Here is a 14122-nt window from a genome sequence, read left to right on the forward strand (position 1 = left end):
TAGAGGTGATTTTTATGATTTATTTCTTCGGTATAGTCTCTGGAATATTATTCTTGATTTTCGTTGCAATATACGCAATGATAGAAATGCATATTAATTACAAAAGAAGCATTCCGAAACTAAAAAAATTCACCCGAATCAATCCGGATGGTACAACGTCTACATATTATCGTAGAGTTGACAAATAAGAATTTTGATATGTCTTTGGCAGATAATTTTTCTATAAGCTAGTCGGCGCATTACGAGATGGTGCGCCGATTTTTGGTATATGATATAATGAGAAGAAGATAGGAGGGATAGGTAATGATTATCAGAAATGCAATCAAGTGTAAAATATGTGGCGATATAATAGAGTCATTTTCTGTTCATGACTATAAAGTTTGTTCCTGTGGCGCTTGTGCAGTAGATGGTGGTCATGAATATCTAAGACGTTTGGCAAAATCATTCGATGATATTATTGAGTTGAGCGAAGTTGTGAAAAATGATTTGTACTTTATGTGTTATATGGTGGAGCGTGTGGCCCGTAAGCTAAAGCAGCATAACGCTTATGTAGTTAATACTATAGGCGAGGCTGAGCTGCGTCATTTAATCAGCGTAGCCAACGTGCTGCACAGTGTTAATCCTATGCAGGTTGAAGCTGATTGGATTGCAGCTTATCACCTGCAACAGGGTATTTTTGATATCACTGCGGTTGATAAGGATTTATGCGAGCAAATTCCGGCGGCTACTGCGATGGGCAAGGTATATATGCGTCTTATTCTTGCTACATTGCAGCCTGATGAGGATTACGTTCAGGGCATGCTGCGGGTATATAATAATCCTATTTGTGAAGTGATTGATAATTATAATGCCAGTGCCTATTATGAGCCTTCGTATGTAATCGCAAGAGCTTATAATGATGGTGGTTTTTAAGAAAGGAGCATTCTTATGCAAAAACTTTTAGCGTTCTTCCTAGCGATGCTGCTCAGCGTCAGCATAATTGCCGGCTGCGGCAGTAACAGCCCTAAGACCAACGATAAGCAGACAACCCAGACAACAAATGTTAATACAACCAAAAGCAACAACGGCCAGAATACTGCGGCCAACGTCAAAGCAAACAGCGGCAAAATCAAAATCAGCGAAAGCGCTGCTTACACCGACAAGGTGCACGTTGCTGCCTATATCAACGAATATAAGCGCCTGCCACACAACTATATCACGAAAAACGAGGCCAAAAAGCTGGGCTGGCAGACAAAAGGCACCCTCGACAAGGTTGCACCGGGTAAATCCATTGGTGGAGACCGCTACGGCAATTACGAGGGCAAGCTGCCGAAGAAAAACGGCCGTAACTGGAAGGAATGCGACATTGATTATGTGAAGGGCAATCGTAATGCGAAGCGCATCGTCTTTTCCAACGATGGCCTGATTTACTACACTGGCGATCATTACAAGTCTTTCAGCAAGCTTTACGTAAAATAAGGAGATTATCATGAGAACAATTACATTAGACCTTGAGCGCATGACCTCTGTGCCTGCGCTGCATAAATATCTGCGCAGCGCGCTAGCATTGCCTGTGTACTATGGCGCCAATTTAGACGCACTGTATGATTGCCTGACGGAGATTGCCGAGCCGACGCAGCTCATTGTGCCTGCTGATATTACCGACAATGAAAAGCTGGGCCGGTATGGCGAGCAGCTGCTGCAGGTTTTGCAGGACGCAGCGGAAGAAAACGATAATTTACAGGTAACGGTAAAATAGCAATACGAAGGGCGAGCCTTGGCGGTTCGTCCTTTTTACTTTTATTCGCAGGCGTGATATAATTTTAGAGTGTAAATTTTTTACAGGGAGATAAGTAAAATGATTTTAAGTGCAGAGGATTTGTCGTACAGCTATGGCGACAGATTGTTGTTTGAAAATATTACATTTAACGTAGAAGAGGGCGACAAGTACGGTATTATCGGCGTCAACGGTACCGGTAAAAGTACTTTGCTGCGCATGATTGCCAATCACGAGGCCGGTGACGGCAAGCTGACGATTCCCGGCGGCGTGGTGATGGAATATCTGCCGCAGGATCCGCCGTTTGAGGCAGATGCAACTGTGTTGGAGCAGGTTTTTAAAGGCGATTCCCCGCTTATGGTGCTGTTGCGCGATTACGAAACTGCGGTGGAGCAGGCTGCAGCAGAGCCTGATAACAAAAAACTGCAGAAACATTTGCTGGATTTGCAGCAGCAGATGGATGATAAATATGCCTGGCAGCTGGAAAGTGAAGCGAAGGCGGTGCTCACGCAGCTTGGCATTACTAACCTGCAGCAGCAGATGGGCGAGCTGAGTGGTGGTCAGCGCAAGCGCGTGGCCTTGGCCGGCGTGCTGGTGCGTCCTTCTGACCTGCTGATTTTGGACGAGCCCACCAACCATATGGATAACGCTACTGTTGCCTGGCTGGAGCAAAAGCTGTTGGCGCGCAAGGGCGCTTTGCTGATGGTAACCCATGACCGTTATTTCTTTGACCGTGTTGTTAACCGCACCTTGGAGATAGATGGTGGTAAGGGCTATGTTTATGTCGGTAACTATAGCCTCTTCCTGCAAAAGCGTGAGGAACGCCGCATTGCGGAGGCCTCTGCTGCGCAAAAGCTGCGCAATATCTACCGCCGCGAGCTGGCGTGGATCAGTCGTGGTGCGGAAGCACGTCGTACCAAAAAGAAGGACCGCGTGGAGCGCTTTGCTCAGATTGAAGCGGAAGTGAAGAATGTGAAGACGGAAGCAAATCTGGAGATGTCCTCTGTCAGCAGCCGTCTTGGCAAAACTATTATCGAGCTGGAAGATATCGGTATGGTGTGGGACGGCAAGGATTATATCAAGGATTTCAGCTATATCCTGCTGCGTAATGACCGCATCGGTATCGTCGGTCCTAACGGCGCAGGCAAATCAACGCTGATGGATATCATTGCCGGTAAGCTGCAGCCTACGAGCGGCGAAATGCGCGTAGGCCAGACTGTTAAGATTGGCTATTTTGCACAGCACAGCGAGTTTCCCGACAGCAATATGCGTGTGTTGGAATATATCAAGGAAGCAAATAATTACATTGAAACGGCCGACGGTCAGCGCATCAGTGCGGCACAGATGCTAGAACGCTTCCTCTTTCCGCCGGAGCTGCAATGGGTGCCGGTGTCCAAGCTCAGTGGTGGCGAAAAACGCCGTCTGTATCTGTTGCGTGTGCTGATGACGGCACCGAACGTGCTGCTTTTGGACGAACCGACAAATGACCTGGATATTCCGACACTTTCTGTTTTGGAGGATTATCTGGACAGCTTTGCTGGTGCGGTTATCGCCGTTTCCCATGACCGTTATTTCCTCGACCGCTTTGCGCAAAAGATTTTCGCGTTGGAGCAGGATGGCAGCATAAAGCCGTATATCGGCGGCTACAGCGATTATGTAGAAGCTCTGCAGGAGGAAAGCGCGCAGCAGGCGCAGCCTGTTAAGGCTAAGCCGGTGGCTGCGGCGAAGCCTGCCGAAGAGCCTGCCAAGAAGAAAATGACCTACGGCGAGCGCCTGGAGCTGGAGCGATTGGACCAGGAGATTGCGCGTAGTGAGGCGGAGCTGAAAATGCTGGGTGCGGAAATCAACCAATGTGGCAGTGACTTCACCCGCTTGGCAGATTTGACGAAGCAGCAGGAGGCGGTGCAGCAAAAGCTGGATGAGATGGTGGATCGCTGGGCTTATCTTTCCGAATTGGCAGAAGCAGAAGGCTGAGCTTGACAAGCAGGCTGCTTATTGTTAAAATTAAATCTGAAAAATTGTTGTGGATTTTTTCTGATTCAAGAGTCATCTTTTCGCCACACGACTGTGTTTGCAGCCGTGTGGCTTTTGTTATATTAGGGAAAATGGGAGTAAGGATATGCTAAAAATTTTACACAAGGATTATAAGGATAAGGTTAAGCGTCTGCTGAGCGTTATGCTGCCGATTATCGGTACGCAGATTGCGATTATGGGCATGAACTTTTTTGATGCCAGTATGTCCGGGCAGGCTGGCGATGCGGATTTGGCCGGCGCTGCGATTGGCGGTAATATCTGGATGCCGGTGCAGACCTGCTTTGCAGGCATTCTGCTGGCGGCGATGCCTTTGATTGCCAACCTGTTGGGTGCAGGCGAAAAAGAAAAAATCTCTACGGTAGTACGTCACGGCATGCTGTTGGCTGTAGCCTTTTCCGTGCTGATAATTGTCGGCGGCGTTATCTTCCTGCCGCCGTTTTTGCAGGGCATGGGATTGGCGCCGGAGGTTTATAACATTGCGCTGTGGTATATGGCCGGCCTGGGCATAGGCGTGTTGCCGTTCTTTCTCATTACGCCGCTGCGCAGTCTTGTCGATACACTTGGCTATACTAAGCTTTCGATGAAGATTTATCTTTTGGCGCTGCCTGTCAACGCCTGCCTGAACTATGTGCTGATTTTCGGCAAGCTTGGCTTGCCGCGCCTGGGCGGCATTGGTGCCGGTGTAGCAACGGGCATTACCTTTTGGCTGCTTTTGGTGATGTTCGCGGTGGTGGTGATGAAGCTGCAACCGTTCAGGCAGTACGATGTGCTGGGCTTTGTGCGTCCTGTTAAGCATTTGGTGGCAGAATATCTGCGCATTGGCGTGCCTATGGGCGTGGCCATTTTTATGGAAACGAGTATTTTTGGTGTTGTGGCGCTGTTCATTGCCAAATTCGGCACGGAGGTGATTGCTGCGCATCAGGCGGCACTTAACTTCTCGTCGCTTATTTACATGTTCCCCATGAGCTTCTCGTTGGCGCTGACGATTGTGGTGGGCGTTGAATATGGTGCGAAAAACTATCAGGGAGCGCGTGATTACACTGCCCTGGGCCTGGAGCTGAGCCTTTTTATCGCTATAGTTTATATGGCACTAGAGCTGGTGGCACGTGAGTATATCGCGCTCATTTATACAACGAATCCGCATGTTATTGAGCTGGTGAAGGTGTTTATTATTTACGCTTTGCTGTGGCAGGGAGGCGACGCAATAGCGGCGCCGATTCAGGGTATTTTGCGTGGCTATAAGGATGTTAACGCTACATTTTGGTGCAGCATGCTGGCCTATTGGGCAATCTGCCTGCCGGTGGGCCTGCTTTTGGATTACAAGTTTAATAACGGTGCCTTTGCTTATTGGCAGAGTTTAGATATCGGTGTAATCTGCAGTGCTGTCGTTTTGTCGTTGCGTCTTGTTTTGCTGCAGCGCAGGATAAAGAAAGATGAAGAATAGATAGGGAGCGGCGTAAGCTGCTCCTTATTTTGTATTTGAAATGTAGTTGTATAATAGAATAATGTGCGCATACAATATTCGTTAGAAAAAATGATAGAATATTAAACAATGCCAATAGTTTAGACTTTGGGTGAAAAACGCCTAAACGCACTTCTAGTAGCAGGCAAAAAAGCAAATTTGAAATTTTATATGCCGTTTTCAGTAAAACATTTTCTAAAACAGGCTTATAAAATTGATTTTTAGCGTTTTTAATGTTACAATGAGCATGAAAGGAGTTGATTTCATGCTCTGTCAATTTTCATTTAAAAATTTCAAATCATATAAAGATGAAACAGTTTTTGATATGCAGGCAGCTAATCTGCCTGAGTTTGCCGAAAATATTATTTACTGCAAGCCAGCGAGTAATCTTTTACCTGTAGCAGCTATCTATGGACCTAACGGCGGCGGTAAAACAAATATGCTGCAGGCTTTAACCTGCCTTATCTCCACCGTGGTAAAACCCATCTACGATATGGAAAAAACTCGTACTAAGCTTATAGTACAGCAAAAAGTATCTTGCACGCCCTTCCTGTTTGATGAAAAAACCTCTAGTGAGCCTACAGAATTCCTGCTTTACTTTCGTACCAATGGCTATGAGTACCGCTATTATCTTTCTATGCTTCATGATGAAATCATGGCCGAAGCACTGGACAGAAAAAAAATAGGCGGCAAACGCACCGCCCATGTTTTTGACCGAGAAGAAAAAGTTATTACTTTAGGCTCCAGTATAAATAAAGCATCTATCAATAGAAACGTAAATCCCAAAATGCCCTACTTATCGTTCTTGGCAATCAACTATGATATACCTGCCATCAATGACGCCCAAAAATGGTTTGAAAGCTGCATTATCCGCAGCTATGCTAATCCTGAAGCTGAATTACAGATAATGCTGTCTGATAACAAAACCATACGCCGGCAATTTATCAGTGCTTTAAATGATATGGGTATTGATATCAACGGCTATCGCTACGACAACGATAGCAAACAACTCATCATGCAAAGAACGCTGCACGGCAAAACCTACGAGTTATCCTATAAAGATGAATCCGATGGTACTAAAAAGCTCATTGCTGCATTGCCGATACTACTGATGGCTTTAGCAGAAGGCAGACTGGCTGTTATTGACGAATTAGATGCCAAGCTTCATCCGAAGCTGCTGCGTTACATTATAGCTCTGTTTAAAAATCCTAAGCTAAATACGCATGGAGCGCAACTAATCTTCACCTCTCACGATATAGCAACTATGAAAAACACTGTTTACCGCCGTGACGAGATTTGGTTTGCCGCTGAAGGAGATAAACACAGCAGCGAGCTGTACTCGCTCTATGAAATCCGCAAAGAAAACAACGAGCGTATCAACAATACTGCAGCTTATGACAAGCAGTATCTTGAAGGACGTTACGGTGCAGACCCATACTTGCAGAATATGCTGAAGGATGGTGAATGGCAATGAGCTTAAAACCTCCGAAAAAAGGCGACTTGAAGAAATCCTGGCTTAAGCCTAGACGTGACACTCCTAAAAAGATTCAACCTGAGTATCATCTTATAACTACCGAAGGTATAAGCACAGAGCCGGCTTACTTCCAAGGTGTCAAAAACACTATCAACAGCAAATATCGTGGCAGAGTGCAGTTAGATATCATCGGTGTAGGTGATAATACTCTCAACCTTTTACAGAAAGTAAAGTAAAAAGTTGCCAAAAGCTCCAATATCTATAAGCACGTATGGATTGTCTATGATACTGACGATTTTCCTGCGCAAAACATTGATAAGGTTGTCGACCTTTGCCATACTTATAGTAACGAAGAAACTACTTATCACGCGCTTTGGTCAAACCAATGCATTGAACTATGGTTCCTGCTGCATTTCTCGTTTATTCATTCCGATTTACATCGTCAGGAATATTGGGCAAAGCTCAGTTCATGCCTGGCTAAATTAAATACAAGTGAATATAAGAAAAATAGGTCTGATATGTACCAGCTTTTGGAACCTTATATGGAGCAGGCTATTAGCAATGCCAAGAAACTTGCCAATATCAATAAAGGCAAGAAGGCTTCTCAATCCACGCCCGGAACAGAAGTATATCGCCTAATAGAAAAGCTGCTTCCGTATCTGAAATAATATAAGTTTATACAGTATTATCCCCTTGGCATTGATTTGTCAGGGGGATTTTTAGTACGATTGGCATTGGAGAGAGGTAAACGGAGAGATTTAGTAGTGATTAAATTTATTCCTTAATGAAAATATCTGTTTTGACGATTGGTAGTTAATTTTCCAAATTCATTATTTTTAAATTCAGAATGTAGTTGTATAGTAGAACAATGTACGCGTATGATATTCGTTAGGAAAAATGTCAAAAATTGCATTTTTTCGTAGGAAAAAGTGCAATAAATTACATTTTTCTTGACGAATGGGAGCGTCTGGTCTAGAATGATGAATATAGAAGGATAAAGAAATAGAGAGAAAGAGGGTGAAGTGATGCGCCGCAAGATAATGGAGCGCCTAAAAAAATGGCAGAATGATAAAAATAGATTGCCATTACTGTTGTATGGAGCAAGGCAGGTAGGTAAAACATATATTCTTCGTGAATTTGGCCGAAGTTACTTTGAAAATATGGTGTATGTTAATTTTGAAGAGGATAAAGCATTAGCCGGATATTTGGAAGTGAAGCTGACACCTGCCTATATTATCAAGGTTATTGAAGAACAGTACGATGTTAAAATTTTTCCGCAGAAGACGCTGATTATTTTTGATGAAATACAAAGCTGCGAGCATGCCTTGACTTCCTTAAAGTATTTTGCGGAGCAGGCTCCAGAATATTGTGTCGTTGCGGCAGGCAGCTTGCTTGGCGTAGCCATTAATCGTCAGCAATTTTCGTTCCCCGTAGGCAAAGTGCAATTGGAGAACTTGTATCCATTGGATTTAGAGGAATATCTTTGGGCAAGGGATAAGGATATGCTGGTAGATTTGATTCGCCAATGCTATGCTACCAATAAGCCTTTGCCGGAGACCTTGCATAAGGAAGCTTTGAACTTATATGAGGATTATTTGCTTACCGGTGGTATGCCTGCTGTTGTAGCTGCTGCCTTGAATGATGGCGATGCAGATGAGCTGAAGCGCCTGATTTATAATTCTTATGTAGCGGATATGGCCAAATATGCAGGCAAGGGAGATAGCGTGAAGATTGCAGAAGCCTATGATTCCTTACCGGTGCAGCTTGCCAGGGAAAATAATAAATTTCAATATAAGCTTATTCGCACCGGTGCGCGCTCTTCGCTTTACGGAGCATCTATTGATTGGCTGATTCAGTCAGGCATAGTTTTAAAATGTACTAAGTGTGAGCAGGGGTTAATGCCTTTAGCTGCTTATGAGGATTTAAGCTCGTTTAAGTTGTACTTTAGTGATACCGGACTTTTTAACAGCCGTCTGCAGCTTACAAAGCAAAGCCTGGCGGCAGCTCAATATATGGGTGCTTTAACAGAGAATTATGTGGCAATCCAGTTAAAGGCGAACGGGTATAAGCTGAATTATTGGACCAGCACAGCAACTGCAGAGGTTGACTTTGTTATTGTGCAAAACGGAGAGGTTGTGCCTATAGAGTGCAAGGCGAATATTCATGTAAAATCCAAAAGCCTGGATTCGTTTGTGAAGCGATATGGGATTAAGCAGAGTATACGTCTTTCAATGCGTAATTTTGGCTTTGAGAATAATATTAAGTCTGTACCGCTTTATGCTGCGTTTTGTGTGTAGAGGTGGATGGCAGGTTTAAATGAGATTGTCCGATAGTATGAAAAGGAGCAAACAATGTTTAATCAAGAAGAGTTTGAAAAAAATCAGTTTATAAAGGAAAAAATAAATTATGAATGCTTAGCCAGTAAAGCTGCTGATAAAATCATTCATATTGCATTTAATATCAACGATGCTTTTTTTATGCAGATGGGAGTAACAGTAACATCTGTTTTGGAAAATAATCCAGATAAAGACTTTGCTATCCACATTTTTTGTGATGGTGTAAGCAAAGAGAATTTGGCTAAGATAAAACAGATGGCAGAAAAATATCAGCAAAATTTTTATGTATACATTATGGATATGCAGCCGTTCCAGACGTTTCATATTAAAACAAGGCATTTTTCACGAGTGACTTATTTACGCTCAGTAATGCCTAAAATTCTTAAGCCTTTAACTGATAAGTATTTGTACATGGATGCAGATATGCTCTGTGTTGGTGATATCAGTGAAATCACTGATATAGACCTGCAAGGTTATCCCTTTGCTGCTGCCAGTGAAACACCTCAGGCAGTGGCATACAAAACAAATTTCCTGCATCAAAAAAGTGGTAAACATTTTAATGATGGCCTGATGTGGATTGATATTGCTGAATGGGAAAGAGAACAGATTACGGAGAAGGTTTTCTCCTATCAAGGTGCGGATCCTAGTCGTTTTTCCGGGCAAAGCCAGGACATTATGAATCTCGTTTTAGATGGGGATATACTATTTATTGACAGGCGCTATAATGGCGGTTCTGATAAGGGAACGTTAATTTATCATTTTTGCGGTAGGAATAAACCATGGCATATGGTTTTAAATGATGCTGATGCATTATGGCGGCATTATCTGGATTTATCTCCCTGGGACAGCATGCCAGATCCGTTGCCACCAAAAACTCCACAGCATTATTTTAATTATAAGCTGTTAATGGAGCGCTCGTGGCAAAAGAAGGAGTTAGCTAATTGCCTGCAGTATCTGTTTTGGTATGCGGTGCTGAAAATCGAATTAAAATTGGGCTTAAAGTAAATGTGAACAGGGAGTGATATACTGAAGAAATAGTGCTGGACGTAATGTTTAGCACTTTTTCTTTGGATAAAATATGTAGCTATGGTATAATATATTTACCTTAAAAAGTATACAGTAGTAGAATAACTACTATTTGCTAATATGTTTATTTTAAAATAAAGCAACTTTTGAACATGAGGAAAAATGAAAATGATTGACGTTACTGTAGTTATCTTAACTAAAAACGAAGAAAAGAATATAACTGCTGTTGTACAGAATGCTAAGAAAGTAGCGAAAGAGGTGCTGATTGTTGATTCAGGCAGTACTGATAAAACAGTTCAATTAGCAGAGGAAAATGGTGCAAAGGTTGTTTACCGTGCTTGGGATAATGATTTTTCGGCGCAACGCAATTTTGCTTTGCAGCATGTAAAGACTGAGTGGATACTGTATCTTGATGCAGATGAAAGAATGAATGATGAGCTTTGCTGCGCTGTAGAAAAAGCATTGGCAACAAAAACACAAAAGCAGTACAGCATTATGCGTCGAATTCATGCCTTTGGCTTTAATTATAAGCATGGCATTTTTAAACCGGATGAGGTTTTACGCCTTTTCCCTGTAAATAAGGTACATTGGGAAAATAAAGTGCATGAAAGACCAGTATGCGATTTGCCTAAAGAAAAGATGGCAGGTTATATCGAACATTATACCTATGATTCATGGCAGCAATGGTGGGATAAGGCAGGGCATTATACTACCATTTGGGCAGAGGATAATTTTGCCAAGGGTAAGCGTACATCGCTTGCAGCATGCTTTGCACACTCTGCTTATGGTTTCCTAAGAGCTTATATACTGCAGCTTGGGTTTATAGATGGTTGGAGCGGTTTGTATTCCAGCCTGCAGCATTTTATTTATACTATGCTGAAGTATTTGAAGCTATATGAGCTTCAGAAAGCAAAAAGCAAGTAAATCAGAATATTATATTTAATAAACTTGCGTTTTTAAAAATCTGATTTATAGTTTTCACTTTATAATTTTCCAATGATTATCGAATGTTTGAATTTAAGTCAAAATACAGATTGGCTAATGTTTAATAATTACGAAAAAAACAGCATGATAATGCTGTTTATAGTATAATAAATAAAAACCATGAGGAGATTCGTTATGGAGACGATAAATATTGCGTTAGCAGCAGATAATAATTACGCACAGCATGTTGCTGTAGTCATGGAATCAATTTTAGAGAATACTGACGAAGCAAATAAAGTGCGTTTTTTCTTATTGAGTGACGCTATTACTGCTGAAAAAATTACAGGTTTACAACAGACGATTTCTGGCAAGAACGCAGAGCTGGTTATTTGCGATTTATCTGCATATAAGGGCTTTGAAAAGTTGTATACAAGCGGACATATCAGTAAAGCTGCATATTTCAGATTAGATATGGCTAATATATTGCCTGCAGATGTGCAAAAGGTAATTTATCTGGATGTAGATTTGCTGGTCCTGCAGGATATAGCTGGTTTATGGAACATTGATATGCAAGGTAAAGCCATAGCTGCTGTGCCGGATTATGGCATTATGGCTTCCAAGCGACTGATGCAGCAGAAGCATGAGGTTATTGGCTTGCCATTAGATAAAAAGTACTTTAATTCCGGTGTTGTTATAATGGATTTACAGCAGTGGCGTAACAATGATTATTCTGCTAAAGTGATTGAGCTTGCTGCAACAGGCAATTTTCCACATCATGATCAGGATGCTTTGAACAAGCTCTTTATGTATAACTGGACGGAATTGCCGTTATCGTGGAATGTCATTCCGCCTATTTTTGATTTATTGCCGAAGGTTTTGCTTAATAACAGGTTTAGAGCTTCAGCTATTAAAGCAAGAAATAATATTGCTATTTTACATTACGCAGGGCGCTATAAGCCTTGGGAATTTGCCTTAAAGCCGGGCTTTAATGATAAGTATTACAAATATCTCAAAAATACTGCCTTTGCTGATGTAGATATGCCTCAGCCTGGCAAAAACATGCAGGGAAAATCGCTTGGCAGGCAGATGTTCAGAATACGTATTGCTGATTTCATTAGTCATTTTTGAGTTTGTGAAGGGTGAACATCACGAATATGAGCTTTTTATCTAAATCTAAAACATTTTTTATTAGTTTGATTATAACTTACATTTTACTGGTGGGAGTTTATTATTTTACTTCCGTTGGTATTCGTCCAACTACGTTATTTTTACAAATGCGTCGTTATCTTCCGTGTGCCTTGGCGGTAGCTATAGCTGTTTCGGCGTGGAAGCATGCCGGGTTGAATTTAAATAAATTGTTGCCTCATGCAATAGTTGGCGTTGCATGGGTTCTAGTGTATCCTATCTGCTATTGGCTGACTTATCATAGTACGTTGACTTTTATTGATAAGCATTATGATGAATCGTTTGGTGCGTATTTTTTTGCCTTTATCGTTTGCTTGCGCCTACTTTTAATTAAGTGGCAAGATAGCAGGATAATAGTCTTTGGTTTTGGATTGGTGGATACAATGGCAGCTTTAATACCATGCCTCCAGTTAGTTTACTTTGCAAACTATCAGTATCCTATTACAGAAGCTGCTTCTATTGCGTTATTGCAGACTAATCCTGAAGAAGCTAAGGAATATTTGTTGCTGAATCTTGGCTATTTTGGCATTACGGCGACAGTAGTTGTTTTAATTTTAATGCTGTTATGCTTTGTGCATTTAAACAAATTTCATAATAACAGTGCTGTAACTCTAAGCAAGAAGTATATTGCTGTAGCGATGCTTATATGCTTAGCTACCGTTGTTTATGGCAGTAAGATGTTTTTCAATACCGGTGTAATGCAGACATATGTGTTTGCCAAAGAGTATTTTGAAGGTGCTAATCGGTTTAAAGCTTATCATGAGCAAAATTTTGCTGATTTGACTGTATCGCCCTCTGAGCCTGTGTTCTCCAAACCTTCTACAGTGATTATGGTTATTGGTGAATCAGCTTCTGCTTATTATATGAGTGCGTATAGTGATGTAAAAAATGATAATTCGCCTTGGCTGAAATCTATGCGTGGCAACGATAATTTTATCCTGTTCAACCATGCTTATACAAGCAGATGTCAGACGGTACCGGCGTTAGAGCGTGCTCTGACGGAGAAAAATCAGTATAATAATAAAGAATTTAATCAAAGTGTTACGGTAATTGATATTGCTAAAAAGGCCGGTTATGAGACCTATTGGTTCAGCAACCAGGGCTATATCAGTGATGCAGATACTCCTATAACGATGGTGGCTAAAACGGCTGACCATGCAGAATGGCTTAGCGAGGATAAAAGTTTAAAGGGCAAGTATCAATATGACGGCGATTTGCTTAATTGCTTAAAAAAGGTTGATCCGACGAAGAACAACTTTATTGTTTTGCATTTTATGGGTAGTCATGAGGATTGCATTAATCGTTATCCGCAAACCTTTGCCAAATTTAGCAAGCCTGGTGAATTTGATATGGTATTGAACTATGATGACAGCATTGCTTATACAGATTATGTTTTAAGAGAAGTTTATAAGTATGCTAATGCAAATCTGAATTTACAGGCTATGCTGTATTTTAGCGATCATGGTGCTGATCCCTATCGTAAACGTAATCCTGACGCTGCTGGCTTTAAAGCATTGCAGATTCCTATGTTTATTTATGTATCTGATGAATACAAGCAGCTTTTTGGTGACAGTGTTGCTGCATTTAAGGAACACAGAAATGCTTACTTTACGAATGATTTGATGTATGAGGTTGTTTGCAATTTGCTGCAGATTAAATCTAATCATTATAATGAGGATGAAAGCTTATTAAATAGCTCATATAAGTATACAAGAGAGGATTTGACGACAGAGTTAGGAAAAATGAGATTAGTAGATGATAAAGAGCCGCGAAAGGCGCAATAGAGTATAATGAGTAGGTAACAATAAGTTGATTTGTCAGAAGTGAGCGTTCGCTATGCATCAATCTCAAAGTTTGGCAAAAATATGTCCTTGTAGATTTTAATAAGGCAGATACTGAGATTGAAAGCAACGTACTGTTGGTGT

Annotated in this window: 13 protein-coding genes; all 13 read left to right on the forward strand. The window is 41.7% G+C overall.

Annotation, left to right across the window (positions count from 1 at the left end):
- The first annotated feature begins 303 nt into the window (after window positions 1-303).
- The 13 genes from Q0612_RS07640 to Q0612_RS07700 all read left to right on the forward strand — a co-directional run bounded on the left by Q0612_RS07640 (window position 304) and on the right by Q0612_RS07700 (window position 13981).
- A complete protein-coding gene (locus Q0612_RS07640; protein ID WP_298882917.1) occupies window positions 304-912 on the forward strand; it encodes a hypothetical protein in 609 nt (202 codons plus the stop codon).
- A 15-nt stretch (window positions 913-927) separates the two neighbouring features.
- Window positions 928-1458 (forward strand): ribonuclease domain-containing protein, encoded by a 531-nt coding sequence (locus tag Q0612_RS07645; RefSeq protein ID WP_298882919.1) that lies wholly within the window; start codon window positions 928-930, stop codon window positions 1456-1458.
- 10 nt (window positions 1459-1468) lie between these two features.
- The gene (locus tag Q0612_RS07650; RefSeq protein ID WP_298882921.1) at window positions 1469-1738 is read left to right on the forward strand and encodes a barstar family protein; all 270 of its coding nucleotides are present in this window, start codon (window positions 1469-1471) and stop codon (window positions 1736-1738) included.
- A 99-nt stretch (window positions 1739-1837) separates the two neighbouring features.
- A complete protein-coding gene (locus Q0612_RS07655; protein WP_293827798.1) occupies window positions 1838-3730 on the forward strand; it encodes an ABC-F family ATP-binding cassette domain-containing protein in 1893 nt (630 codons plus the stop codon).
- Window positions 3731-3875: 145 nt separating this feature from the next.
- Window positions 3876-5234, forward strand: a complete 1359-nt coding sequence (locus tag Q0612_RS07660; RefSeq protein WP_298882923.1) for an MATE family efflux transporter — start codon at window positions 3876-3878, stop codon at window positions 5232-5234.
- Between the two features lie 283 nt (window positions 5235-5517).
- On the forward strand, window positions 5518-6726 hold the full coding sequence (locus Q0612_RS07665) for an ATP/GTP-binding protein (protein ID WP_298882925.1): 1209 nt from the start codon (window positions 5518-5520) through the stop codon (window positions 6724-6726).
- Window positions 6717-6962 (forward strand): hypothetical protein, encoded by a 246-nt coding sequence (locus Q0612_RS07670; RefSeq protein ID WP_298882927.1) that lies wholly within the window; start codon window positions 6717-6719, stop codon window positions 6960-6962. The genes Q0612_RS07665 and Q0612_RS07670 overlap by 10 nt, the downstream gene beginning before the upstream one ends.
- Window positions 6963-6983: 21 nt before the next feature.
- Window positions 6984-7394: an RloB family protein gene (locus tag Q0612_RS07675; protein ID WP_298883084.1), complete on the forward strand. Its 411-nt coding sequence runs from the start codon at window positions 6984-6986 to the stop codon at window positions 7392-7394.
- Window positions 7395-7751: 357 nt separating this feature from the next.
- Entirely contained in the window at window positions 7752-9023 is a 1272-nt protein-coding gene (locus Q0612_RS07680) for an ATP-binding protein (protein ID WP_298882929.1), read from the forward strand.
- 54 nt (window positions 9024-9077) lie between these two features.
- Entirely contained in the window at window positions 9078-10067 is a 990-nt protein-coding gene (locus tag Q0612_RS07685) for a glycosyltransferase family 8 protein (RefSeq protein ID WP_298882931.1), read from the forward strand.
- Between the two features lie 189 nt (window positions 10068-10256).
- Window positions 10257-11012 (forward strand): glycosyltransferase family 2 protein, encoded by a 756-nt coding sequence (locus tag Q0612_RS07690; RefSeq protein WP_298882933.1) that lies wholly within the window; start codon window positions 10257-10259, stop codon window positions 11010-11012.
- 195 nt (window positions 11013-11207) lie between these two features.
- The gene (locus Q0612_RS07695) at window positions 11208-12140 is read left to right on the forward strand and encodes a glycosyltransferase family 8 protein (RefSeq protein ID WP_298882936.1); all 933 of its coding nucleotides are present in this window, start codon (window positions 11208-11210) and stop codon (window positions 12138-12140) included.
- Between the two features lie 26 nt (window positions 12141-12166).
- A complete protein-coding gene (locus Q0612_RS07700) occupies window positions 12167-13981 on the forward strand; it encodes a phosphoethanolamine transferase (protein ID WP_298882938.1) in 1815 nt (604 codons plus the stop codon).
- The last annotated feature ends 141 nt before the right edge of the window (window positions 13982-14122 follow it).

The organism is uncultured Phascolarctobacterium sp. (assembly GCF_937920985.1).
GTDB lineage: Bacteria > Bacillota > Negativicutes > Acidaminococcales > Acidaminococcaceae > Phascolarctobacterium_A.

Bases quoted from the DNA above. Each gene is read 5' to 3' on its own strand.
- Q0612_RS07695 (WP_298882936.1), top strand. From the start codon at position 11,208: ATGGAGACGATAAATATTGCGTTAGCAGCAGATAATAATTACGCACAG.
- Q0612_RS07700 (WP_298882938.1), top strand. From the start codon at position 12,167: ATGAGCTTTTTATCTAAATCTAAAACATTTTTTATTAGTTTGATTATA.
- Q0612_RS07650 (WP_298882921.1), top strand. From the start codon at position 1,469: ATGAGAACAATTACATTAGACCTTGAGCGCATGACCTCTGTGCCTGCG.
- Q0612_RS07665 (WP_298882925.1), top strand. From the start codon at position 5,518: ATGCTCTGTCAATTTTCATTTAAAAATTTCAAATCATATAAAGATGAA.
- Q0612_RS07640 (WP_298882917.1), top strand. From the start codon at position 304: ATGATTATCAGAAATGCAATCAAGTGTAAAATATGTGGCGATATAATA.
- Q0612_RS07670 (WP_298882927.1), top strand. From the start codon at position 6,717: ATGGCAATGAGCTTAAAACCTCCGAAAAAAGGCGACTTGAAGAAATCC.
- Q0612_RS07645 (WP_298882919.1), top strand. From the start codon at position 928: ATGCAAAAACTTTTAGCGTTCTTCCTAGCGATGCTGCTCAGCGTCAGC.
- Q0612_RS07685 (WP_298882931.1), top strand. From the start codon at position 9,078: ATGTTTAATCAAGAAGAGTTTGAAAAAAATCAGTTTATAAAGGAAAAA.
- Q0612_RS07660 (WP_298882923.1), top strand. From the start codon at position 3,876: ATGCTAAAAATTTTACACAAGGATTATAAGGATAAGGTTAAGCGTCTG.
- Q0612_RS07680 (WP_298882929.1), top strand. From the start codon at position 7,752: ATGCGCCGCAAGATAATGGAGCGCCTAAAAAAATGGCAGAATGATAAA.
- Q0612_RS07655 (WP_293827798.1), top strand. From the start codon at position 1,838: ATGATTTTAAGTGCAGAGGATTTGTCGTACAGCTATGGCGACAGATTG.
- Q0612_RS07690 (WP_298882933.1), top strand. From the start codon at position 10,257: ATGATTGACGTTACTGTAGTTATCTTAACTAAAAACGAAGAAAAGAAT.